26 protein-coding genes, 1 tRNA gene and 1 pseudogene are annotated in these 22,603 nt (G+C 36.0%); 16 read left to right on the plus strand and 12 right to left on the minus strand.

The genetic code is table 11. The annotated features are described in order from the left end of the window. The first annotated feature begins 591 nt into the window (after positions 1-591). The 6 genes from ruvA (at position 592) to OZD70_RS00365 (ending at position 3,856) form a co-directional block, all read left to right on the plus strand. Positions 592-1,173, plus strand: a complete 582-nt coding sequence (gene ruvA, locus OZD70_RS00340; protein ID WP_182184067.1) for a Holliday junction branch migration protein RuvA — start codon at positions 592-594, stop codon at positions 1,171-1,173. Next, entirely contained in the window at positions 1,170-2,150 is a 981-nt protein-coding gene (gene ruvB / locus OZD70_RS00345; protein WP_182184065.1) for a Holliday junction branch migration DNA helicase RuvB, read from the plus strand. Before ruvA ends, ruvB begins: the two co-directional genes overlap by 4 nt. An 80-nt stretch (positions 2,151-2,230) precedes the next feature. Further along, complete coding sequence (locus OZD70_RS00350) at positions 2,231-2,521, plus strand: hypothetical protein (RefSeq protein WP_275020118.1); 291 nt, start codon at positions 2,231-2,233, stop codon at positions 2,519-2,521. 164 nt (positions 2,522-2,685) lie between these two features. Next, positions 2,686-3,126, plus strand: coding sequence for a hypothetical protein (locus OZD70_RS00355; RefSeq protein ID WP_275020120.1), 441 nt, complete (start codon positions 2,686-2,688; stop codon positions 3,124-3,126). A gap of 8 nt (positions 3,127-3,134) precedes the next feature. Next, positions 3,135-3,260 (plus strand): hypothetical protein, encoded by a 126-nt coding sequence (locus tag OZD70_RS00360; protein WP_259346707.1) that lies wholly within the window; start codon positions 3,135-3,137, stop codon positions 3,258-3,260. Between the two features lie 56 nt (positions 3,261-3,316). Then, the gene (locus OZD70_RS00365) at positions 3,317-3,856 is read left to right on the plus strand and encodes a DNA-3-methyladenine glycosylase (protein ID WP_182184063.1); all 540 of its coding nucleotides are present in this window, start codon (positions 3,317-3,319) and stop codon (positions 3,854-3,856) included. On the opposite strand, the gene purF is transcribed toward OZD70_RS00365, so the two are convergent. From purF to OZD70_RS00380, 3 genes are read right to left on the minus strand one after another with little or no spacing between them, the layout of a single operon-like run. Next, on the minus strand, positions 3,838-5,223 hold the full coding sequence (purF, locus tag OZD70_RS00370) for an amidophosphoribosyltransferase (RefSeq protein WP_275020122.1): 1,386 nt from the start codon (positions 5,221-5,223) through the stop codon (positions 3,838-3,840). The genes OZD70_RS00365 and purF overlap by 19 nt on opposite strands. Positions 5,224-5,249: 26 nt before the next feature. Next, positions 5,250-6,353 carry a rod shape-determining protein RodA gene (gene rodA / locus OZD70_RS00375; protein ID WP_182184060.1) on the minus strand — a complete coding sequence of 368 codons (1,104 nt, stop codon included), beginning with the start codon at positions 6,351-6,353 and terminating at the stop codon, positions 5,250-5,252. Between the two features lie 45 nt (positions 6,354-6,398). Beyond that, positions 6,399-7,865: a proton-conducting transporter transmembrane domain-containing protein gene (locus OZD70_RS00380; protein WP_275020124.1), complete on the minus strand. Its 1,467-nt coding sequence runs from the start codon at positions 7,863-7,865 to the stop codon at positions 6,399-6,401. Between the two features lie 64 nt (positions 7,866-7,929). Here OZD70_RS00380 and OZD70_RS00385 point away from each other — a divergent pair, with 64 nt between their 5' ends. The 3 genes from OZD70_RS00385 to virB9 all read left to right on the plus strand — a co-directional run bounded on the left by OZD70_RS00385 (position 7,930) and on the right by virB9 (position 9,675). Beyond that, positions 7,930-8,244, plus strand: a complete 315-nt coding sequence (locus tag OZD70_RS00385) for an NADH-ubiquinone oxidoreductase subunit NDUFA12 family protein (RefSeq protein WP_182184057.1) — start codon at positions 7,930-7,932, stop codon at positions 8,242-8,244. Between the two features lie 2 nt (positions 8,245-8,246). Then, entirely contained in the window at positions 8,247-8,702 is a 456-nt protein-coding gene (mlaD, locus tag OZD70_RS00390; RefSeq protein WP_182184055.1) for an outer membrane lipid asymmetry maintenance protein MlaD, read from the plus strand. A 187-nt stretch (positions 8,703-8,889) separates the two neighbouring features. After that, positions 8,890-9,675 (plus strand): P-type conjugative transfer protein VirB9, encoded by a 786-nt coding sequence (virB9, locus tag OZD70_RS00395; RefSeq protein WP_275020126.1) that lies wholly within the window; start codon positions 8,890-8,892, stop codon positions 9,673-9,675. Between the two features lie 7 nt (positions 9,676-9,682). Here virB9 and OZD70_RS00400 read toward each other — a convergent pair whose 3' ends face one another. From OZD70_RS00400 to der, 6 genes are all read right to left on the minus strand, one after another. Then, complete coding sequence (locus OZD70_RS00400; RefSeq protein ID WP_275020128.1) at positions 9,683-10,279, minus strand: ribonuclease HII; 597 nt, start codon at positions 10,277-10,279, stop codon at positions 9,683-9,685. A gap of 6 nt (positions 10,280-10,285) precedes the next feature. Continuing rightward, positions 10,286-11,266, minus strand: a complete 981-nt coding sequence (gene mraY / locus OZD70_RS00405) for a phospho-N-acetylmuramoyl-pentapeptide-transferase (RefSeq protein WP_182184050.1) — start codon at positions 11,264-11,266, stop codon at positions 10,286-10,288. A 4-nt stretch (positions 11,267-11,270) separates the two neighbouring features. Further along, positions 11,271-11,471: a hypothetical protein gene (locus OZD70_RS00410; RefSeq protein WP_275020131.1), complete on the minus strand. Its 201-nt coding sequence runs from the start codon at positions 11,469-11,471 to the stop codon at positions 11,271-11,273. 168 nt (positions 11,472-11,639) lie between these two features. Beyond that, positions 11,640-12,182 carry a demethoxyubiquinone hydroxylase family protein gene (locus OZD70_RS00415; protein WP_164224959.1) on the minus strand — a complete coding sequence of 181 codons (543 nt, stop codon included), beginning with the start codon at positions 12,180-12,182 and terminating at the stop codon, positions 11,640-11,642. Further along, positions 12,157-12,678: a disulfide bond formation protein B gene (locus OZD70_RS00420; RefSeq protein ID WP_182184139.1), complete on the minus strand. Its 522-nt coding sequence runs from the start codon at positions 12,676-12,678 to the stop codon at positions 12,157-12,159. The genes OZD70_RS00415 and OZD70_RS00420 overlap by 26 nt, the downstream gene beginning before the upstream one ends. Beyond that, positions 12,675-14,084 carry a ribosome biogenesis GTPase Der gene (der, locus tag OZD70_RS00425; protein WP_182184048.1) on the minus strand — a complete coding sequence of 470 codons (1,410 nt, stop codon included), beginning with the start codon at positions 14,082-14,084 and terminating at the stop codon, positions 12,675-12,677. The genes OZD70_RS00420 and der overlap by 4 nt, the downstream gene beginning before the upstream one ends. A gap of 129 nt (positions 14,085-14,213) precedes the next feature. Between der and OZD70_RS00430 the strand changes: the two genes are divergently transcribed. The 3 genes from OZD70_RS00430 to OZD70_RS00440 all read left to right on the plus strand — a co-directional run bounded on the left by OZD70_RS00430 (position 14,214) and on the right by OZD70_RS00440 (position 17,138). Continuing rightward, the gene (locus OZD70_RS00430; protein WP_275020132.1) at positions 14,214-14,375 is read left to right on the plus strand and encodes a hypothetical protein; all 162 of its coding nucleotides are present in this window, start codon (positions 14,214-14,216) and stop codon (positions 14,373-14,375) included. Then, entirely contained in the window at positions 14,350-15,489 is a 1,140-nt protein-coding gene (locus OZD70_RS00435; protein WP_275020133.1) for a hypothetical protein, read from the plus strand. The genes OZD70_RS00430 and OZD70_RS00435 overlap by 26 nt, the downstream gene beginning before the upstream one ends. 122 nt (positions 15,490-15,611) lie before the next feature. Then, entirely contained in the window at positions 15,612-17,138 is a 1,527-nt protein-coding gene (locus OZD70_RS00440; RefSeq protein WP_275020134.1) for an acyl-CoA carboxylase subunit beta, read from the plus strand. A gap of 111 nt (positions 17,139-17,249) precedes the next feature. Here the strand turns inward: OZD70_RS00440 and OZD70_RS00445 are convergent, their stop codons facing one another. Then, on the minus strand, positions 17,250-18,164 hold the full coding sequence (locus OZD70_RS00445; protein WP_275020135.1) for a glycoside hydrolase family 25 protein: 915 nt from the start codon (positions 18,162-18,164) through the stop codon (positions 17,250-17,252). 113 nt (positions 18,165-18,277) lie between these two features. Beyond that, positions 18,278-18,350, minus strand: a tRNA-Thr gene (locus OZD70_RS00450). Between the two features lie 19 nt (positions 18,351-18,369). Here OZD70_RS00450 and OZD70_RS00455 point away from each other — a divergent pair. From OZD70_RS00455 to pdxH, 3 genes are read left to right on the plus strand one after another with little or no spacing between them, the layout of a single operon-like run. Then, on the plus strand, positions 18,370-18,513 hold the full coding sequence (locus OZD70_RS00455; RefSeq protein ID WP_182184223.1) for a hypothetical protein: 144 nt from the start codon (positions 18,370-18,372) through the stop codon (positions 18,511-18,513). After that, entirely contained in the window at positions 18,479-19,294 is an 816-nt protein-coding gene (gene mutM / locus OZD70_RS00460; RefSeq protein WP_275020136.1) for a bifunctional DNA-formamidopyrimidine glycosylase/DNA-(apurinic or apyrimidinic site) lyase, read from the plus strand. Before OZD70_RS00455 ends, mutM begins: the two co-directional genes overlap by 35 nt. Positions 19,295-19,309: 15 nt before the next feature. After that, positions 19,310-19,894, plus strand: a complete 585-nt coding sequence (pdxH, locus tag OZD70_RS00465) for a pyridoxamine 5'-phosphate oxidase (protein WP_275020137.1) — start codon at positions 19,310-19,312, stop codon at positions 19,892-19,894. A 48-nt stretch (positions 19,895-19,942) separates the two neighbouring features. On the opposite strand, the gene terL is transcribed toward pdxH, so the two are convergent. Beyond that, complete coding sequence (gene terL / locus OZD70_RS00470) at positions 19,943-21,394, minus strand: phage terminase large subunit (protein WP_275020139.1); 1,452 nt, start codon at positions 21,392-21,394, stop codon at positions 19,943-19,945. 315 nt (positions 21,395-21,709) lie between these two features. Here terL and OZD70_RS00475 point away from each other — a divergent pair. Further along, positions 21,710-22,542: pseudogene (locus OZD70_RS00475) on the plus strand (transposase family protein). Positions 22,543-22,603 lie beyond the last annotated feature (61 nt).

Consider the following 22,603-nt stretch of genomic DNA (forward strand, 5'->3'; position numbering starts at 1 on the left):
GCAGCGGGATCTATGTTAAGAGATACCGCGAATGAATCGCGGTATGACGGTTAAGTAGGGTGTCATTCCAGTGCTTGGCACTGGAATCCAGCCTTTATTATGCAGCCACTTGGTTGAAATTACGTCTTCTGGATCCCAGTGTCAAGCACTGGGATGACAGGAAGAGAAGGCTACTTGGATGACACCTTGACGATTTGAAGAATCATCATACCGCTACGTGTTAGTGGCTAAGAGATACCGCGGCGGTATGATGTAGAACTGCTGTCATTCCAGCGCGTGACGCTGGAATCTAGAAAAAAGAACCAGTGTCAAGCACTGGGATGACAGGAGAAGGAGGCGCTGGTTTCAACACTATATCATGAACTTTCTAAAATTCATTGAACTGTGCTTTCAAACGGTGGTGCCGAGGTGTGAGTATAATAATTATCAGTATATAAAAGTCATAGCAGACAGACTTGAAGCGGCAAATGTTGGCAAAATGTGTCAAGGAAGTTTTTCGTTTCTGTGAGCTACTTGGCTCTCTGTTATAATGTTCGTTTGCTTGACCTAAGATCCAGGAGTATTTAAACTGAACCCTATACAGTGCTAAAAATGATAGGAAATCTAAGCGGAATAGTTGATGAAGTGCGCAGTGATTACATAATACTGAATGTGAATGATGTTGGCTATATGGTGTATCTTTCAGCCAAAACTTTAAATGCATGTTCCATCGGAAGTAGAGTTAAATTACTCATCGAAACCTATGCAAATAACAGAGAAAATGTCGCTCAGTTATATGGTTTTATAAGCAAAGAGGAACAGCAGTGCTTGAGGTTGCTTGTTAAAGTAAGCGGTGTTAGCTATAAAACTGCAATGTCAATTTTGAGTAAATTAACTCCAGAACAGCTGTTTTTGGCAATTATGAATGAGGATAAAGTAGCACTCAAGATGAGTGGCCTGGGCCAAAAACTCATAAATCGAATCATCACTGAATTAAGTGGCAAAGTGAGTAAATTAGAAATAAATAACAATAATTTTCATCCAATTAATGAAGATGCCCTTTCAGCATTGATCAATCTTGGGTATGAAAAAATGAAAGCTTATGATACGATAAAAAAAATACAAGACGAATTGTCAAATCTGGACACCAAGGATATTATTCGCATGGCGCTTAAGGAGCTCTCAACATTATGAAATCAATATCGTGCGGTAAAGAATATGCTGAAGATGCGCGTAATATCAACATCAGACCTGAGCAACTTGATGATTTTGTCGGACAAAAAGACTTAATACAAAATTTAAAAGTGTTTATAAATGCTGCAAAGAAGAGAACTGAAGCTTTAGATCACGTTTTATTGTATGGTCCCCCAGGACTTGGCAAAACAACTTTAGCACAAATTGTTTCTAAAGAATTAAGGGTCAGCTTCCGCGCAACTTCTGGTCCTTTACTTAGTAAAGCTGGGGACTTGGCTGCAGTGCTTACCACTTTAAATGCAAAAGATGTCCTATTTATCGACGAAATCCATAGATTAAATCGTAACATTGAAGAAGTTTTATATACCGCTATGGAAGATTTTTGCCTGGACATATTAGTAGGTGAAGGGCCATCTACTCGCACTTTAAGGATAGATCTACCACCATTTACATTAATTGGAGCAACAACACGGCTTGGATTACTTTCTGCGCCGCTGAGGGATCGTTTTGGTATCCCTTTGCATCTTGAATTTTATTCTTTTGAGGAGCTGGTTAATATTATAAAAAGAGGTGCAAGAGTTCTTTCTGCTGAAATTGAAGAGAATGCCGCACAGGAAATTGCCTGCCGTGCGCGTGGCACTCCAAGAATTGCTTTGAGATTACTGAGGAGAATAAGGGATTTTGTTGAAGTAAAAGACGATAAAAAAATCACTTATGAAGTCGCTGATTCTGTATTGCTAAAATTGGGTGTAGATAAAATGGGATTAAATAAATTAGACATGCATTATCTAAGATTTTTATTCAACACTTCAGGCCCTGTTGGGATTGACACTATATCTATTGCGCTATCTGAAGATGCCGGCAATATTGAAGAAACAGTGGAACCTTATTTAATCAAAATTAGTTTTGTAAAGCGGACACCAAGAGGGCGCGTTTTAACTGATCAAGCAAAGGAGCATTTGAGCTTTCAACATTAGAAGCTTTGCCATAATTTATGTTGACTAATTGATATAATGCTCGTACGCTAGTATTATGTGTTAACGATAATGGAGAGTATATGTTAGGCAAGATTACAGAACTCTGGAAAAAGCTCTGGGAAAGCATTCCAGTCTTTCGCAATAAAGATGAAGTTAAAAATCCTCATGTGTCTATGGTGGGGGAACTTCCTTCTGATGATACAACTTTAAAACCGGATAAGAAAAAGCCAGAAGAGCATCTTACCCTTCTAAGTAATAAAGCAAAGGAGAGCAGTAATTCTGATAAAACAAAAGGACTTTCTAGCGATTTGAGCACTCAGGATATACCTAAATCAACACCGGACAAGAATAAGCGTAAAATGTCGAGTTAGAAAGCGATGAAGAATGGAATAAGTTCTTTGCATTACAGAACAACCCTTCTACCAATACCACAAACCAAAAACCTTTTTCTCCGAAGAAAGGAGAACCTCAGTATCACGACAAAGAGATTGTAGGCAAAATTGCTGACCAAATTAAATCAGAGATATCTGAAGGTATGAAAAATAATACCATAGGGGCCATAATGATAAAAGAAGGCAAAAGGGAAGGGAATATTGTTTACCCTTCCGTGAGAGTTGTGTTGAATGTTAGTAAAGAAGGGGTAGATATAGCTAAACTTCTAAGTGGTGATATATGTAAAAAGTATAAGGTCAAAACAATTACATTTTGTCATCCTAATCAAGAAAAAAAGAGATGGGCATGTTGCTATATTAATGATAATGGGGAAAGAGTTTATGAAGTAATTAGTGGATTATATGAAATGACTTTAAAGTGGTATGTTGATGAAAAAGAATGTAAAATTAAAATTAATATTGACGATAAGAATGGTGTAAGGCTCCTTGAAAGCAACGGTATTACTGAAGAACAGTTGCGTGCAAACAAAGAAGTAAAAGTAGGCAAGAGACGTGAATCAAAGTCTTTACATATGAAGCATTAGCATCACAATTGCCACAAACACAATTACAACAAAGCTCTGAAGAAGTAAAATTTTTGGAGCAGCCTTCAACAAATGTAGAAGACTTGAGCGGCGCACCACAAAAGCATCAAGCTTCTGCTGCTCAAAATAGGTAAAGTAGTGAAAATTCAGTATAAGTTGCTTGTACCTACAAGTAACTTATACTCTTATAATGAGCAACATAATACTACCAAGAAATTTCTACGAGCGGCCGACCTTAACTGTAGCTGGAGAGTTATTGGGAAAAGTCCTCAAATTTTCTAACTTTAGTGGAATAATAACCGAAGTTGAAGCCTATATAGGAATGAATGACCCAGCTTGTCACGCGGCAAGAGGCTATACTAACCGAACCTCAGTAATGTTTGGTATGCCGGGGTTTTCATACGTGTATTTTATATATGGAATGTATTACTGTTTAAATATTGTAACAGAAGCAGAAGGGTTCCCAGCAGCAGTGTTAATACGGGGATTAAAGCTCATTGAACCGCTTGAAGCAAACTTAGGCGGACCAGGAATATTGTGCAAAAGATTAAACATTACAAAAGAACATAATAAGCAAGACCTTACTATAAGCCACGAATTTTGTGTTTATGAATCTCACCTCAAACCAGATTATGTTTGCACTCCGAGAATCGGAATTAGTAAAGGCCAAGAGAAATTTTGGCGGTTTAAAAACTTAAGATCTTGCGTAGACTATTTGCCAATCGGATAATCACCAGTGAAACAAGCATCGCAATATTGTGGTGTAGCATTGTTACGCACCTCTCCTTTAACAGCCTGATATAGCCCATCAATACTCAAGAAGGCTAGGCTATCTACTTCTATAACTTCCTTAATTTCCTCTACAGATTTATTTGCAGCAATTAAATCTTTGCACTCTGGTGTATCTATTCCATAAAAACAAGAATGCTTAATTGGTGGGCTTGAAATTTTGAGGTGAATTTTTTTTACTCCTGCATCCTTTAGCATAACTATTATATTTGTTAACGTACTACCACGCACTATACTATCATCTATTAAAATTATGTTTTTACCCTTCAAAGTGTGCTTATTAGCATTGAATTTTAATTTTATTCTCACTTTACGTACTTCAGCGGTTGGTTGTATAAAAGTTCTTCCTATGTAATGATTACGAATTATCCCCAGTTCCATAGGTAATCCTGAATGCTTTGCATATCCAATAGCTGCAGGTATTCCAGAATCAGGTATTGGTATAACCATATCTACATTGTTTTTTGGTGGGCTCTCTTCTGCAAGTATTCTTCCTATTTCTTTTCTTATATCATATATGGACCTATTCTCCATTATGCTGTCTGGTCTCGAAAAGTAGACGTATTCAAAAACACAAAAACTTGATTTTTGCTGTGGGAAAGGAAACATTGAGGCTAGCTTACTATCCGAACTGATGGTAACTAATTCGCCTGGTTCTATTTCTCTAATAAACTCTGCATTTATTATATCAAGAGCACAAGTTTCAGATGCAAGAACGTAAGAACCGTTTAACTTTCCTAAAACAAGAGGCCTGATTCCAGATGGATCACGTACTCCAATAACTACTTCTTGATTGATTGCCACAAAAGAATAAGCACCTTGTATTTGCTTTAGTGCATATATAAAACTCTCTAAAAAGCTATCTTTTTCACCGCTTGCTGTCAGATGCACTACTACTTCTGTATCAATATCTGACTGAAAAACGCACTCTTGTTTAATTAATTGTTCGCGTATCGAAGAAATATTAATTAAATTACCATTATGTGCTATGGCGAAATCCCCAAATTTGCCACTTTTGCTAAACATGGGCTGCACTCCAAATTTATTGCCACTTGTTGAGTATCGAACATGACCTATTGCACAATCTCCAGGTAAGGATTTCTTTATTTCATCTATATCATCAAATACGCTGCTCACTTGACCTTGAAAGTGATAAGAGAGCAGCTTATCGTTGTTACTGGTTACTACGCCAAAAGACTCTTGACCTCTATGCTGCAAAGCATGGAGAGCAAGTATAGAGTTAAAAGCAGCGCTTTGGTTACAACTTATGCCAAATACCCCACATTCCTCACGCATTTCATCTAGCATAAAAACTAATTAAGTAAAATTTAATTTTACTTTAGCATAGGTAAAATACAAGTATTTTGTTGTTCATCTGCTTTTATTGCCAGCAATAGCCCTATACATATTAAGCTTGCAGCAGTTGTACTTCCTCCATATGACAGAAATGGCAGTGGATCGCCTATCACAGGCAAGAGGCCCATTGACATTCCAATGTTTATAAAGAAATGAGCGCTAAAAAAGGCAAAAATGCCGATGGATACCGACTTAGAAAAATAATTTTTCGACCTATAAGCGGTAGAGAAAATTATGCCAAGTAATGAGGTATAAAGCAAAATTAAAGCCATGCTACCTAAAAAGCCCCACTCCTCACTCAGCACTGCAAAAGCAAAATCTGTACGCTTTTCCGGCAAAAATCCAAGTTGAGTTTGACTTCCGTTAACAAAGCCCTTACCAAGCAAACCTCCTGAACCAATAGCTATCTGAGATTGCTGCGCATTATAACCTATTCCAAGTGGATCCACTGATGAATCTAAAAACGACAATATCCTTTGCTTGTGATAAGGACGTAAAAAAGGCCAAATAGCCGGTACTGCAAAGATGCCAAGCGTCCCACAAATTACTAAATGAGCTCTTTTTATTACTGCTGTGAATATAATTGATGCTCCTATAAACAACATTATCACAGCTGTGCCTAAATTAGGTTGCTTTAACACCAAGAATACAGGCAAGAAAATAATTATTACCGCTTTAAGCAATCTTTTAAATTCCATCATTTTATACACACTTTGCTTATCAAAATAACGAGCAAGTGCAAGTATTAAGCCTACTTTTGCAAATTCTGATGGTTGCAAACTAATTGATCCAATTCTTATCCACCTCGTCGCACCCATTATGTGCGAGCCAAAAAAATTTACTGCTAATAGCGAAATCGCTGCTGCTATATAAAAAAAGTAGGCGTGCTCCAAATAAAAATCTAGCTCTATGAATGACATAGCTATAGCGAGTAGGAAAAAGAAGGAAAATATGACTATTTGGTGAATTGCAAATGGTACCCACTTTCCTCCAGCAGAAGAGTATTGAACAGCAATGTCAACGCAAAACAGCGCTATCACGTTAATGACTAACAACCAATGAATCTTCTTCAGCCTATCCACACTTATAACCTTAAAGTATAGTAAAATATGAAACAAAGATAAAAATCAAAAAACCAACTTCTCAACTACTAACCGAATTGGAGTGCTATATATTCCAGTTACTATTGTTAAAGCTGCCATAAACAATAGACAGAAAAGCATAGGAAATGGCACATCATTAATTTTGCCTAGTGTCATTCCAGCGCTTGATGCTGCACTATTTTCAAAATACATTTTCTCTACCATCTTCCACATGTATATTAGTGCAAGAAAAGAACCGGCGGCAAAAGCTATCAGGGAAATCCACGCGCGAGATTCTATAACTGCTTTCATTATATACCATTTGCTTACAAAGCCATTTGTTAGCGGCACACCGACTAATGCTAAACTAAGTAGAGTAAACGCAAGTGCTGTATAAGGCATTGACTTCTTGAGTCCCGATAAATTCTCTATTTTTGTTGTATCAAATTTGTAAGAAATACATCCTGCAGCCATAAATAAAGATGTTTTTATTATGCTGTGGTTTACTATGTGAAGAATTGCTACAAATACACCTGTTTTTGAGTTAAAACTCAGTGCTAAAATTATATAACCAATTTGGCTGACACTAGAATTAGCAAGCAGTCTTCTTGTATCTTTTGCAGTTATTGCAGATATTGACCCAAATATAACAGCGCAAAGTGCGAGGATAATTATCACGTTGCTTAGTGATGGTTTAAATAAGAAGAAATTCTGATGGAAAACAGTATAGAAGATCCTAATGAAAACATATATCATCACTTTTGTCACTGTGCCTGAAAAGAATATGCTAATGAAACTTGGCGCCTCACTATATGCATTAATCAGCCACCTGCTTAATGGAAACAGTGCCATTTTAATTGAGAGACCAACAAAAATGAACAATATGCCAAGTTTTATGATGTTGTTATCGTATAATGGAACTATTCTTTCAGCCATGTCAGACATATTGAGCGTTCCTGTCATGGAGTACAAAAGTCCAACACCAAACAAGTAAAACGTTGCCCCTATAGTGCCACTAATTAGATATTCAAATGCTGCAACCAAGGCTTTTTTATCCCTCCCCATTGAAACTAATACATAAGAAGAAAGAGATGAAATTTCCAAAAAAACATAAAGATTGAATATGTCGTTTGTTACTAGAATCCCGAGCAGTCCGCTTAAGCACAGTAGAAATAGAGAGTAAAAACCAGTGATCTTGTTTTTGCTAATTTCTTTTTCGTTAATATAAAAGCTATAAAGCACGCTAATCAGCGCTATAAAATTCACCAAAGTTAGAATCAAGGAGTTTAACACGTCGATTCTTAACTCTATTCCATGCGGAGGAGACCAATTTCCAAGGTGATAAGTTATAATCTCGCCTTTATATGTTTTAACGAGTAGTATCGATGAAATGATAAGAGTGATTGTTGTTGCAATAAAAGAAATAAACCAAGATACCTTGTGTTTCTTGGTAAGAAAGCAAAACATTGATGCAATTATTGGTATAATAACTTGTAAAATTGGTAATTGCATTAAATTGTTGTTAATATATCGTTAAAGTATTAGTATATATAATACTTTTTGTTTTAATACTCTTATGTTATCTAAAATTTGTAACGCAATAAAACGCCTATTACGAAGAGAAGATAAATTTGTAGGAAGAGATGAAAATGGAAATTCTTACTATGAATCAAGTAAAGGGAAAAGGTGGATTATGTATAGCAGTGTCTCTGAGCCTACAACAGTGCCTCCGGAATGGCATGTATGGCTTCACTATACTGATAATGTAGTACCAGTTAATAATAAAAAAAGAAAAGTAAAACATACTCCTAATTTAACAGGTACAAAAGATGCATACTATCCAAACCAAAAAGTGAAAAATTACTATAAAAGCTGGAGTCCTGATAACTAAAGATGCGAAGGTCAAATATACTTGAAATAACCGCTGGATTATTTGTATTGGTTTTCACTATTTTTCTGATTTTCTTTGCTATTGATAAGCTATCTTACATAAAGAAAAACTATAAGGACTGCTATAAAATATATGGTCTTTTCGCTAACGCTAACGGTATAGGAGTTGGTGATAGTGTCAAGATCTCTGGTGTGGACGTTGGAAGCATAACTGGTGTGTCACTTGACAAAGCTACCTACATAGCACGAATCGATATGTGCGTAAGCCGAGATATAAAGTTGCCAGTTGATAGCTCAGCTCTGATCACTAGCAGTGGAGTTGTTGGCAGTAAATTTGTTAATATATCACCTGGATCAGATATTAAACTAATCTTGCACGGTGGTAAAATAGAGTATACTCAAGCTGAAGCAAATATGGGTGGAATAATGGACAGAATTCTTGGTATGTTTACAAAGTGAAAATGGCAGGATTTCAAGTATATCCGTTCAGGTGAAGCTTCCTGTAGTTCTAAAGTATTTAAGGAGTTTGCCTTATTTCTTGCCTTTTCTACCCCTTGCTAACCTATAATTGGGGTTTATAGTACAGCTTAACAGTTGCAGTGCGTGTCTATCAATGATAAAATGAAGATTAATTTATTTTGATATTATGATTGGTTTACTGTTTGCCGTACTGTTGTTTTTTTTTGGTAGTGATGCACTTGCAAAACAGGAGCCACGTTCAATAGCTGGAGATAATCACATAAAGGTAATAAATTATAACCCACAAGCTATACATAAGTATACGGGTTTTTATGGTTATCAATCCAGCATATTGTTTGAACCAGGGGAGGTAATAGAAAACCTTTCAATGGGTGATTCAACTGGTTGGCAACTCCTTCCTCAAGGTAACAGATTGTTTATTAAGCCTATAGATGATATTGCCGATACTAACGCAACTATAATTACCAATAAAAGAGTTTATTACTTTGAACTTCATGCTGAAGAAGCAACTGGACTAGATGATCCAAAATTAGCATATGAAGTAAGGTTTCTTTATCCACTATTTAGCAGTGATGAGATTTACACAACAAACAACGGCGATATCTTCGAACAAGCTAGTCATACCATTATTCCTGATATGAACGACATTGAAATTGTAAAGAAGGGCTTAAATTTTAATTATTCTATCTCGCACGTTAAAGGCAGTCAGTCAATAATACCAATTAAGGTTTTTGATGACGGAAAATTTACATATTTACAATTCAATAAAATAAACTCTGATTTCCCGGCAGTTTTTATGGTTGATTCTGCAGGGTATGAGTCTTTAGTAAACTTCCGTACAGCTGACAACTACCTGATAATCGAAAGGGTGAGTTCAGTGTTTACCTTAAGGAACGGATCAAGTACAGTTTGCCTATTTAATGAAAACATGCCTTTCAAAAAAGGTAAGTGATTAAAGGCTATAATGCCCGAGATATGGGTGCAAAGTTTTTTCTATGATGTTCTGTAATTCCATAAAGGCCAATAGCGTTAAGGTGCTCTTTTGTTCCATATCCTTTATTTTTATACCAATTATATTCAGGATGCTTATTGTGCAATTCTTGCATAAGCCGATCTCTAGTAACTTTTGCAACGATTGAAGCTGCTGCAATTGATGTACTCAAATTATCACCATTTACTATGGATTTCACTTGCCATTTCACTTCAGGTGGTTGATTACCATCAACTAGCACATAATCTAATTCTAGGTCCAGGTCTATCAACGCACGTTTCATTGAAAGTTTTGTTGCTTGCAAGATATTGTATGAATTTACTTCTTCTACGCTTGCCATTCCTATACCAAATTTTGCAACGGATGTTATTTTTTCATATAGGACTTGCCTACATTGAGGAGTCAACTTTTTTGAGTCGTTGATTCCATCAATAATTGTATTTCTATCAATAAACACTACGGCTGCGGATATTACTGGACCAGCTAGCGGACCTCTTCCAACTTCATCCACTCCTGCTATCACTCCTGATAATTTATTTTCTAATGTAAAGTCTGGGTGTTTCATAGGTTTTCATAATAAGAAAGTTATAGTAAAAACTGAACAGATAATAGAAATTATCCAAAGTTTCACAACGATTACATTTTCTGACCATCCCTTCTTTTCAAAGTGATGATGTATTGGTGCCATAAGAAAAACTCTTTTTCCTTCTCCATATTTAAATTTTGTATATTTAAAATATGATATCTGAATAATAACAGATAGAGTCTCTATTACAAAGATTATTCCAATAACGGCAAACAGCATTTCTCTTTTAATTAGGACACTAGTTAATCCTAAAGCTGCACCTGCCGACAAGCTACCAACATCACCCATAAATATTTTTGCTGGATGTGTGTTAAACCACAAAAAACTTAAAATAGCTCCTATAAATGCAATGCAGAATAAAGTAATATTCATATCTGCTTGAGTTATATATGCAATTAGCCCCAAAAAAGCAAAGGAAGTGATGACTTGAGTTGCAGCAAGGCCATCCAAACCATCTGTGAGATTCACAGCATTAGCAGAGCCGACAATTACAAACGCAGCGAATGGGACATATAGATAGCCAAAATCAATTATTACTCCTTTAAATAGGGATATTTTTGTAAAACCTTCAGCAGAGTATAGCTTAAGTATAGACATACTAACCAGAGTTACAATAAACTGAATAAGTATTTTGGTTTTTGCACTTAAACCTCGATAGTGATTTGTCTTCAATTTTAAATAATCATCAATAAATCCAAGTAGAGCAAAAAATAGAGTTATCAATATCAGCAGCAAAATTTCTGGTGTTAACTGAGCCCAGAGTAAAATTGGTAATAAAGAAGAAATCAGTATTATTATTCCGCCCATAGGTGGTACATTCTTTTTTGTTATGAAGTGACTTTCTGGTCCACATGATCTAATTGGTTGCCCATCTTTACTTATTTTTTTTAGAAGCTTTATAAAATAGGGAAAAAGAATAAATCCAAAAATAAATGAGGTAAAAAATACTTTTGTAGCTAAGATCATCTGCTTACTTAAATTGACTAAGTGTCATACCACCTATAGCTAATAAAGTCAACTTCTGTTGTCCTATAGCCTGACCCACAACTGTACGAACGTTGTGATTTGGGCCCATCAGGAGGGTGTCATCCCAGTCTGGAATCCACAACTGTACGAACGTTGTAGTTTGGGCCACCAGTGCCCTGACTACTTGGATCCAGCTTCTATGCAACTTAATTAAAAACGTTTGTTTTAGCGTAAACCTTTAGCTCATCAGCTCAGTTATAAGCAAAATTTCTGGATTCCAGCGTCACGCGCTGGAATGACACCATTTGCTGTCTTCAAAAATGAATGTTCGTACAGTTGTGAACCTGTGGCAGGTATTAAGAAAGCTGCTTAGTTAAATTAACTTGGACAAGTAAATAGCAGTTTTGCAGCCTGTTTTTATGAATGAAGATAAAATGTTGTAGCCAAATGCGCTTTCAGCATTGTGCTGAATTGCAATATCTCTGTGCTCTAACTCCTCATCGCGGAATTTACTTATAGTTTCTCTTAATTCCCCATCTTCTAAATGTGAAACTTGCTCTTTGTAGTGCTCCCCTATAACTTCTTCAACTGCAGCAGTGCAAGCCATAGCAGCTTTTTTGCCCATAATGGCAGTTGCAACGCCAAGTGACACTCCTAAAACACGCCAAACTGGCAACAAAACAGTAGGACGAACTTTTTGCTCTTTGATTTTCTCATTAAAATAGTGAAAATGCTTTTTTTCCTGCTCTTCCATTTCAATTATTTCATTGATTATAGAAGATTTTTTAAGAATAAATTTTTGACCAGAATAAATGCAAATAGCTCCATATTCCCCAGCATGATTTACTCTAATTGCCTGTTGCAAGAACTGATTATTGCTGCACCTTAAATTATTTAGATTTCTTTCTTTCTCCACAATACACCTTACCTGATACGAACAGAGCTGCTATGAGATAAATTAAATTCCATGTTGCTAAGGAAACACCTAGAACGTAATGAGGTATGTCACAAGATGGAGAGTAATTAGGATTTAGTAGATTATTTCTGAGCTCTTCTATACTAACGTTACCACTTGCTTGCTCTGTACAACCTAAAACATCATGAAATAAGTGGAGTTCAAGGCCTACATGATAAAAAGATATTACTGCACCTATGAGGTAGTTGCAAAACATTGCATAGATTAGAATTTTGTTGTCTTTAAGCATGCATACTACTGCAAGTAACCCTGCAACATAGTAAACTACCCGCTCGTATGTACATAACTTGCATGGCAGCATGTTGAAAAAATATTCTAGCACATATGCAAAAATTAGAGCAAAAGCACTTGATAGCAGAAAGATTGTAGGAATTCTGGAGTTATTACACACAACTTTAAGTAAATTATCCCTGGAAGTATAAAGCAGAGTATTTATTTTGCATAGGGATTTTTATTTTTTTTCAAAAGTAATCTGACTGGCACGCCTTCAGCAAAGAAATTTTTTCTAAGGTCATTAATTAAATAGCGTTTGTAACTTTCATCAACACTTTCAGGTATGTTACATATCAAAGAAAAAGCTGGAGGTTTAGTACCAATTTGAGCGATATACTTCATTTTAACTGCTTTGCCTTTTACAAGCGGGTGAGAGTGCCTATCTAAAGCATCAATTAGCCACTTATTCAGTTTTGCAGTGCTGACTTTCTTGTTCAAAGATTCACTCACTTCAAGACACTTATCTATCACATCGCCGCAGCGCATGCCTTTCAATGCAGAAATTGTTACAATTGGCACTTCCAAGAATAACCGAGTCACTTCCTGTTGTTTGACAAATTTTATTAACTTACTTCTGTCATCCTTACCTATTAAATCCCACTTATTTAAAATAACAATAATCCCTTTCCCTCCCTTAATTGCAGCTTCACCAATTGATAAATCCTGCTGCTCAATACCAACTAGGGAGTCTAGCATTAAAACTACCACATGAGAGCGCTTGATTGATTCTAAGCTTTTTTCAACAAATCTTGATTCTAAGTTATCTATAACATTCGCCTTTCTGCGGATTCCTGCAGTATCAATGAGAGTAATTAGCTCCCCATTATGATCATATACAATATCTACAGAATCACGTGTGGTGCCTGGCTCTGAACTTGTTATTAGTCTGTTTTCTGTAAGTAGGCTGTTTAAAAAAGTTGATTTTCCGACATTTGGGCGACCGATTATCGAAATTCTTAATTTACCGGACTCATTAGAGCTCTTATTGTCATTCCAGTGCTTGACACTGGGATCCATACTATTTTTTTTCTGGATTCCAGTGTCAAGCACTGGAATGACACCGAAAGGAGGACTATTTGCACTGATATTTTCAATAACACCAGCTAATACATCATAAAGATCAACCATACCAAGATTATGTTCGGCAGAGATATACACCGGGCCAAGAAAATCAAAAAACTGCAAATAATCAACATTTTCGGATTTATGACTCTCACATTTATTTGCTATAAGGATTACAGGTTTATTCATTTTTCTCTTTAGCCACTTTGCAAATTCTTTGTTTCGCTCATTTTGCACTTTTGCATCAACAAGAAAGAAAATGATGTTTGAATTGGATAGAGAAAATTCTATTTGTTCAATAACTTGTAGTGAAAAATTAGTTTGGTCGTTCCATCCTCCTGTATCTATAACTTTAAACTCCAAATCGCTAATTCTCCCTATTCCCTCACGTCTATCCCTTGTCACTCCTGGAATATTACTTACCACTGCCGCTTTTCTTCCCACCAATCTGTTAAAAAGGGTCGATTTTCCAGCATTTGGTAGGCCTACTATAGCGATTTTTAGCATAATTTAAGGGCATCTTCTATGTAAAGTAGATTATAACTAAAATTTTTCAATTTAACTATTGACTTTATAGATCACGCGAGCATACTATAATTAGGATTTCTTGTTTTATTATGTCAAGCAGGGGGATATATGGGAAAGGATAATACAGGTTCGGGAGATGAGGGGTATATTACTCGTTCTTCTACTCCTATTAGTCGAACTTATCTTGAAGATGATATGCTTGATACAACTTTATCACCTGAATTGCATATAACAGAAGAGGATAGTGAAGGCAGTTATTCTACAGAATAATAAAAATATAGATGAGTCTGAGGATGAAGATATACTCAATGCATCATTCAAAACGTTTCCAGATATGGATGAAGATGCACTCAGTGTATTATACGAAACGTGCCAAAGTGAACAGGATATAGAAGATGAACTTGAAGATTTAGAAGTAATGGGCACATTTCAACTAGACATAGCAATATATAAACAAGTTGATGAATGTGTACGGAAAAATACCTTGAGTACATTATTGAACATGAGACGTCAAATTGACATCTCAAACTTGGATAGCAATGAAACAGTCATAGAGGGAATAATAAAGAAATTGCTAGAGTTCATAGCACTTGGAAAAGACAAAAAGATAATGTTTGGCATACCATGTGATGTGTTCTCTGAGAATACATCATTGATAGATTTTTTGGTGTGCAACTTATATATCCTAAAAACGCAAGAGTTGTCCATTCATGAAAAACATCAACTAGATCTTCTTTCATCAAAAATATCCGATCTAGTTTCAACAGGCACTTATATGAGTGAAGAACCTTTGCAATTCTTACCGCCAGATTTGATAGAAAAACGTAGCAAATATTTATCAAGCCTAAAACAAATTGTATGTGACAGCATTGAAAAAGATGGAGAAGAAAATGTGATAAAAGATGTTATAGTAGAAAGAGATAATAAATTTTATTGTGTACAGTGTCCAGAAGAAAGTGTTATAACTCCTGCAAAGTTTCTGAGTAATCCAGAATTTCAAAATTTAGATGAAGCGTTAAAGATCGGGGAAGGAGATGATGTAATACGAATACAAGATGGAAAATATCATGATATAAAGGTCAGACTTCAGATGACTTTTCCAATAAGCAACAGTGAAAAGATTGTAATGACTCTATCTTCTGAAAAGGCTGACAAACCAGAAAATGCCTCAAGCTTTGGCAAAACAATGGTGCATATGGATGATAAAAGTTGTGAAATCTTCTCAAAGTACCTAAAAGAGCTAGAAAAAGAACCTCGTATAAGCAAGGTTGTTGAAGCTGCTAAAAGTTTTGTTGAAGAGAAAAACGGAAAACAAAGTGAGCCATTTAGTGTTCTGGAGGAAGTTAGTATATCAAAGTGTTCTCATTTTAATCGCCAACGTTAAGGCTAAAGTTTTAATAATTGTTATACACATACACTATTGCCACATGCAATAGTGTATGTGTATAGTAGTAGAGTTTGTAAGCTTAATAAAGTCTACTACTAATTTGAAAACTACTTTATTGTATGCAAGACTTTGAAATACTAGAAAATCTAAAAACCAAAGCACTAGAAGCTGAAAAAGGAGGCGGTTTTAACAGAATCAATAAACAACACGAAAAAGGGAAATTAACTGCTAGAGAAAGGCTCAGTGTATTACTCGATGAAGATTCGTTTGAGGAATACGATAAATTCGTGAAGCATCACGCAGCTGATTTTGGCATGCAAAATGCTAATTTTTTAGGTGATGGAGTAGTGATTGGTCATGGTACTATTTATGGCAAAAAAGTTTTTGTTTATTCTCAGGATTTTAGCGTCTTTGGTGGGTCACTTGGTGCGTCACATGCAAAGAAAATATGCAAAATTATGGATATGGCAGTTAATGCCAGGGTTCCAATTATAGGACTAAATGACTCTGGTGGAGCCAGAATTCAGGAGGGAGTAAATTCTCTTGCTGGTTATGGAGAAATTTTTCAAAGAAACGTAAATGCATCTGGTGTTATACCACAAATTTCTTTAATTATGGGCCCATGTGCAGGAGGTGCGGTTTATTCTCCAGCATTAACTGACTTTACTTTCATGGTGAAAAACAGTTCATATATGTTTATAACCGGACCAGATGTAGTAAAAAAAGTCACCTATGAAGATGTAAGTTTCGAAGACCTTGGTGGAGCAAAAATTCATACAAGCAAAACAGGAGTAGCGGATTTTGCATTCAATAATGATGTTGAAATGCTGTTAAAAATGCGTGAATTCTTTACTTTCTTACCAACAAATAATCAGGAATCACCGAAACCTAAATCAACCTGTGATTCAGTTAATGATATTGATGAATCTTTAAATACTCTGATTCCTAGCAATCCTAATACTCCTTATGATATGTATGAACTTATTGAAAAGGTGTGCAATGAGAAGACATTCTTTGAACTAAAACCTGATTTTGCTCGTAATATTATAATTGGTTTTAGTAGGATTGGAGGAAATACTGTTGGTATTGTTGCAAATCAACCTATGCACCTTGCAGGATGTTTGGATATTGATTCTTCAAGAAAAGCTGCAAGATTTGTGAGGTTTTGTGACGCATTTAACATTCCGATCATCACACTTATTGATGTTCCAGGATTTCTGCCGGGTACAAATCAAGAATACAATAATATAATACAACACGGAGCAAAACTGCTTTACGCTTACGCTGAAGCGACTGTGCCGAAAATTAGCCTTATCACTAGAAAAGCGTATGGTGGTGCATATATCGTTATGAACTCGAAACATTTAAGAGGTGATATAAATTATGCTTGGCCAACTGCTGAAATAGCTGTAATGGGCCCTGAAAGTGCAGTTGAAATTATATTTAGGCATGAAAAAGACCAGCAAACATTAATCAAAGAATATAAAGAGAAATTTGCTAATCCATTTTTTGCTGCATCACATGGATACATTGATGACATTATAGTGCCAAGTAAAACAAGGCATCACTTTCACAAAGCATTAGAGCTACTCAAAAACAAGAAAGTAGAAAGGATATGGAAAAAGCATGATAACTTACCTTTATAACCTTGATTCTTTTAAACCTTGTAGCTTATCAGAGCACTTCAAGCAAAGATACTCATAATTATACCAGCTAACTGTGTAAAAGACTTTAAATGGGAGTATATAAGTAGGATACTAACTACTAACAAAGATATACAAAAGTTGTCTTTGTTTATTTTGCCAATTAGCAAAAAGCTTATCTAGCAAGTCGTTGTTCTTATCTTTTAGCTCTACTACCCCATCAATTGCAGCACTATTACTTTTGTTATCATTTTTTAGAGAACTAACTAGAACATCTACCATAAAAGAAAAATTACTTTTATATTCATCAAGCTCTATACTTAATTTACTACCCAAAACAAATTCTATTATCTTATTAAAGATGTTCTTGAAGCCCATAACACACCTGTCAAAATTAATTGTTCTAAAATTTTTAATAGCATTTTCTCCTGTTAGCCAGAACTTTTTTAGCCCTTCCAATGTTCCATTAAATTTATCTCTGTCACATGGTCCGATCCCTTTTACTGAATGCGGCTCAGGTCCCGTCTGACCATCAGTGTACTGCCACAAAATCCAGTCATTCCATCCTTTCGGTAACATTGGACTTTTTCCCCATCTTGCTATCCAGAGTGGACATTTTGTTAAAGTTGGCGTTGCAAAATCTTGTAAAAAGTAAGCACTTCCATAAATCAGTGGTAAGCGCCCTGTTGCTTTATGAACTTGATTAACAAAATCTTCTGCCTGTTCTGGCGTTATATTGTTTCCCTTATTTTCTTCAATATCTAGAGCAAGCAACACTTGAGAATCATTTCCTATTACTTCTAAAAAATGCTCTGCTTGATCTTTTCCTTTCTCTCCTACTCCAAAATGATATGCTCCCCAAAGCAATCCTTCTTCTCCAGCCGCTTTTCTCCTTTCTTCATATGTTGGATCTACGTATTTCAGCCCCTGTGTAGCTTTATGCATAATTCCTAATATTCCATCTTCTTTTGCTAATTTAAAATCTACATCTTGCTCCCAGTGCGATAAATCTATAATTACATTTTCCACTATTTATTGCTCCTATTTTAGACTTCATCAATTACTCTACATATATACAAAAGCTTCAGCGTTTTGCAATCATAAACAATTGAACAAACGCAATAACATGGATATAATAAGTATGCCGTTACCAAGACTCGAACTTGGGACCTCGTCATTACCAATGACGTACTCTACCACCTGAGCTACAACGGCAAGTTTATATATTATGATAATGAATAACACAAAAAAGAATAAGGAAAAAGAAGAGGAGAGAAAAAGATTGGCAAAAGCTTTAAAGCAAAATATTCTAAAAAGAAAAAAACAGCAACAGAGTAGACAAGATGCCAGAACTCCCAGAAGTGGAAGTAATCTCTAACTTCTTATTTGATAAAATCAAAAATAAAAAAATAAGTAATGTTATAGTCAATAATTGGAATTTGCGTGTACCAATAACGAAGAATATTGATGATTTGCTACAGGGCAAAGTTATAAACGATATCAAGCGTAGAGGTAAGTATATAATCTGGAATATAGATATTAGTATAGCTGTAATCATACATCTTGGTATGAGTGGAAAGCTGATATATGCTGAACATAATCAAGCACAGAATAAACATGATCACGTAGTGTTTTCGTTTTATGATAATACTTCAATAATTTTTAATGATCCAAGAAGATTTGGATTAGTTATTATTTTAAGCAAAGAACAAGAAATAAATTTTTTTGACGGTTTCGGAATAGAGCCCCTCACGGATGAATTCAGTGGAGACTATTTACAGGAGTTGCTGAAAAACAAAAAAGTGAATATCAAATCAGCATTGATGGATAATAAATTAATAGTTGGCGTAGGCAATATATATGCTTCTAAAAGTTTGTTTAGAGCCCGCATCTCACCACTCAGGCTGGCAAAAGATTTAATGTATAGGGAATACACAAAACTTGCTGCTGAAATAAAAAATACTCTAAGTGATGCAATTGCTGCAGGCGGTTCAACATTGAAAGATTATGCACAGCCATCTGGATCTGCTGGATACTTTCAAAATAACTTTTACGTATATGGTAAAGTTCAAAAACCTTGCAAGATCTGCAACAATATCATAACACTTATACGACAAAATGGCCGTAGCACTTATTTTTGCAATGCATGTCAGAATTAAATTTTATTTTTGAATATGACATTCTCACCTGAAAAAGATCCGTTTGATTTGTTTTCAAAGTGGTATAAAGCAGTACTTAATTCTTCATCAACTGCAATGACGCTAGCAACTTGTAGCAAAGACTGCATTCCATCTGCAAGAGTAGTATTACTAAAGGAATATAGTAAAGAAGGTTTTGTGTTTTTCACTAACGTAAACAGTAAAAAAGGGAAAGAATTGACTGAGAACCCCAAAGCTGCGTTAGTGTTTCATTGGATAGAATTTGCTAGGCAAGTACGAATTGAAGGAGATGTTAAACTTCTAAACGATGAAAGAACTGACGAATACTTCTCTTCTCGAGCGCGCGATAGTCAAATTAGCGCATGGTGCTCAAAACAATCGAGCGTTCTGAAAATTTGGCAAGATTTTGAGCAAGCCATCAAATTGAAGGAGAAGGAATTTTACAACACACAAGTTCCTCGTCCTAACTTTTGGGTGGGATTTTGCGTAATCCCAAAAGTAATTGAATTTTGGCAAGAAGGTGAATATAGGAGACACACTAGGTTTAGATATACTCTTATTGAAGAAAGCAATTGGAAAGTGGAACAATTATATCCCTAACGTTATTGCAGTTGCTTCTTGATTTACCATTGAGAATTTAGGCTCAAATCACAATGCCCGTAAAGCTGCGACCCTAGAGCTACTATCTCTCACCCATTGCCGATATTGCACGGTACTATCCACTTGGTCGTCGTGGCAAGCTTCCGGAAACATTAAAATCTCATACTCAAAATCGCTGAGCCATACTGCTTGGTGTAGCAGAAAAACCTTGCCAGACTCTATTATTGGAACAATTTGGTAGAATCGAGCAAGTTTACCGCTATGTGGTACTACCTCGATAACAGGTAGGTCACTATTTATATTTAGCTCTTGAATCAATTGCTGACCACTTGTTTTTGCTTCGATTAAAATTGCGTGTGGCGTCCATCTTGCAGCTAGTGACAGAACTTGCTCTTTAAGCTTTGGATACTCAAGCTTTGCGCGATATACATCAAGTAAATAGAATTTATTATCCGCTTTTGCCCAGGTGGTACAAACGCTAAAGCCGCTAGAATCGCTTATTGAAACCGCAGTGTCCCAACTTTGTGTTACATGCGAGAGATTATCAGGAACATTTTTATAGCGCTTCAGCCACTCTCGTTTAATTATACCACTTGAAAGTGGCAGAGGGTTTTGTTGATATTGTGCAGCAAAAGCGTAACTTCCAAGTTCAACCTTTATCATCTCAACTTCTTCTTTTCCTCCATCTAGGGGATATAGCAACTGACCTTCTTCTCTTGAATATAATATTATTGCAGGTGCAGCGCATGATGCTGTTGTATTATACAACCGTCTGGTTGCAGTTACTTGGACGACAGGAACAGGAAGCGCTGGCTTTTTGATTGAATAAATGATCTCCTTATTTTCAGAAATCATTGGCAAACAAATATGATACCATATGTTTTTTAGCTTGGAGAGAAGGTGTTCGGTTAAGTCTTCCTGATGTAGCCTATGCATCACAAGAACAATGACTCCTTTTTTTCTGTCGTTAAGCCTGGTTACTAAAGTCTGGTCAAACCAGTTTGTAGCACGCTTTCTAAACGTTTCACTCAAAGCTTGGGCGGGACTCAGTGGATCATCTACGATGATGAAATCACCACCTTCACCAGTTAATGTTCCTCCAACGGACGTTGCGATTCTGTATCCTCTCTGCACTGTTTGAAATTTGTACTTGGTATTCTGATCTTTGGATAATTCTACTTCTGGAAATAGCTTTTTATACCAACCAGATTGCATTACGCACCTTGTATCAAGCGAGTGCTTTTCGCTGAGCAGCCGAGAGTAACTTGCAACTATTATTCTTGCAGTTGGCTGGTTTCCCAGTATCCATGCGGGCCACGCAACACTAACACACAGGAACTTCATTGAACGCGGAGGCATATTGAATATTATTCGCCTCACTTCACCAGCGCTCACCGCTTCCAGCCTATCTGCTATGACTTTTATATACTGATAATCGTTATACTCACACTCCGGCATCACCGTTTGAAAGCATAACTCAATGAATTTTAAAAAGTTCATGATATAATGTTGAAAGATGTCATCCGAGTAGCTTGACTACTTGGATCCAGGAAAAAGAATGATGTCATCCAAGTCCCCTAGGTGTCATTCCAGTCTGGAATCCAGGTTTTTCGCAGCCCCATTAAAAACGTCGTATTTTAACATAAAACTGCTACCTCACCAACTTAGTGCATGATAAAAATTCCTGGATCCCAGTGTCATGCACTGGGATGACAGGGGAATGAGGCACTGGGATCCAGAAAAAAGAATAGACTTGCTGCAAAATAGTGTAAAAAATGGTAAAGTATGAAAAAGAGAAATAAAAAGTGAGGGAAAATGAGTCTGAATTACCATAAAGTAAGTAAACACCCGAGAAATTTTCGAGATGTAACGGGATTGAAAATAGAAGAATTCGAAAAATCTTGGAAAAAGTCCGTCCAGAGTGGAAAAAGCTTGAAAGACAGAAAAAGCGCCACGGAAGAATTGCTAATTTACCGACACTGGAAGATAAAATGTTGTGCGTAATTTTGTATTATCGGACCTACATAACCCACAGATTTTTAGGCTGCCTTTTCAACTTACATAATGCGAATATTTGCCGACTTTTGAAGAAAATGGAACCACTGTTGGCAAAAAAAATTACTATAAAAAAGGACAGAACCCTAACGCCAGAGAGGATTTTGAAGATACTGGCAGATGTTACAGAGCAGCAGATACAGCAGCCAAAAGAAAGCAGAAAACGGAAGAAAAGTTACTCTGGCAAGAAAAAAGTGCACACAATGAAAACAGAAATTGTGATCGAAGAAAGAGGGCAAATTTTATCGGTTTCAAGATCTCACCGTGGGAGAATTCACGATTTTCGGATAAGAAAACAGGAGAAATTGCTGCCTACAGACAGTATAAAGCATGCCGATTCTGGCTATCAGGGATGGCAAAAATTGCAAAGTAACGTTGTGATACCATACAAAAAATACCGAAAGAAGCCACTAACTGAGGAGCAAAAGGAGCACAACCGAGAGTTGGCATCATTTAGGATGAGGGTCGAAAATAAGATACGAGAATTGAAAATATTCAAGATTTTGTCGCACGTTTACCGTAACTTTCAGAAAAAATATAACATGAGATTTAATATTATTGAAGGTTTGGTGAATTTGAGGCATGGGTTTTAGCCTGCTGCTATTTTAGCCTAATTCACCCTGAAATTAGTATATACCTTTTCGCAGCAGGTCT

It is taken from the genome of Wolbachia endosymbiont of Drosophila tsacasi, from assembly GCF_028982115.1.
GTDB classification, from domain to species: domain Bacteria; phylum Pseudomonadota; class Alphaproteobacteria; order Rickettsiales; family Anaplasmataceae; genus Wolbachia; species Wolbachia pipientis_B.

Coding starts and splice junctions, on each gene's coding strand:
- purF (WP_275020122.1), bottom strand. CDS start 5,223: ATGCTAGATGAAATGCGTGAGGAATGTGGGGTATTTGGCATAAGTTGT.
- OZD70_RS00355 (WP_275020120.1), top strand. CDS start 2,686: ATGAAAAATAATACCATAGGGGCCATAATGATAAAAGAAGGCAAAAGG.
- virB9 (WP_275020126.1), top strand. CDS start 8,890: ATGATTGGTTTACTGTTTGCCGTACTGTTGTTTTTTTTTGGTAGTGAT.
- mutM (WP_275020136.1), top strand. CDS start 18,479: ATGCCAGAACTCCCAGAAGTGGAAGTAATCTCTAACTTCTTATTTGAT.
- OZD70_RS00385 (WP_182184057.1), top strand. CDS start 7,930: ATGTTATCTAAAATTTGTAACGCAATAAAACGCCTATTACGAAGAGAA.
- pdxH (WP_275020137.1), top strand. CDS start 19,310: ATGACATTCTCACCTGAAAAAGATCCGTTTGATTTGTTTTCAAAGTGG.
- OZD70_RS00365 (WP_182184063.1), top strand. CDS start 3,317: ATGAGCAACATAATACTACCAAGAAATTTCTACGAGCGGCCGACCTTA.
- OZD70_RS00455 (WP_182184223.1), top strand. CDS start 18,370: ATGAATAACACAAAAAAGAATAAGGAAAAAGAAGAGGAGAGAAAAAGA.
- mlaD (WP_182184055.1), top strand. CDS start 8,247: ATGCGAAGGTCAAATATACTTGAAATAACCGCTGGATTATTTGTATTG.
- ruvA (WP_182184067.1), top strand. CDS start 592: ATGATAGGAAATCTAAGCGGAATAGTTGATGAAGTGCGCAGTGATTAC.
- OZD70_RS00380 (WP_275020124.1), bottom strand. CDS start 7,865: ATGCAATTACCAATTTTACAAGTTATTATACCAATAATTGCATCAATG.
- terL (WP_275020139.1), bottom strand. CDS start 21,394: ATGAACTTTTTAAAATTCATTGAGTTATGCTTTCAAACGGTGATGCCG.
- OZD70_RS00440 (WP_275020134.1), top strand. CDS start 15,612: ATGCAAGACTTTGAAATACTAGAAAATCTAAAAACCAAAGCACTAGAA.
- ruvB (WP_182184065.1), top strand. CDS start 1,170: ATGAAATCAATATCGTGCGGTAAAGAATATGCTGAAGATGCGCGTAAT.
- mraY (WP_182184050.1), bottom strand. CDS start 11,266: ATGATCTTAGCTACAAAAGTATTTTTTACCTCATTTATTTTTGGATTT.
- OZD70_RS00400 (WP_275020128.1), bottom strand. CDS start 10,279: ATGAAACACCCAGACTTTACATTAGAAAATAAATTATCAGGAGTGATA.
- OZD70_RS00430 (WP_275020132.1), top strand. CDS start 14,214: ATGGGAAAGGATAATACAGGTTCGGGAGATGAGGGGTATATTACTCGT.
- der (WP_182184048.1), bottom strand. CDS start 14,084: ATGCTAAAAATCGCTATAGTAGGCCTACCAAATGCTGGAAAATCGACC.
- OZD70_RS00350 (WP_275020118.1), top strand. CDS start 2,231: ATGTTAGGCAAGATTACAGAACTCTGGAAAAAGCTCTGGGAAAGCATT.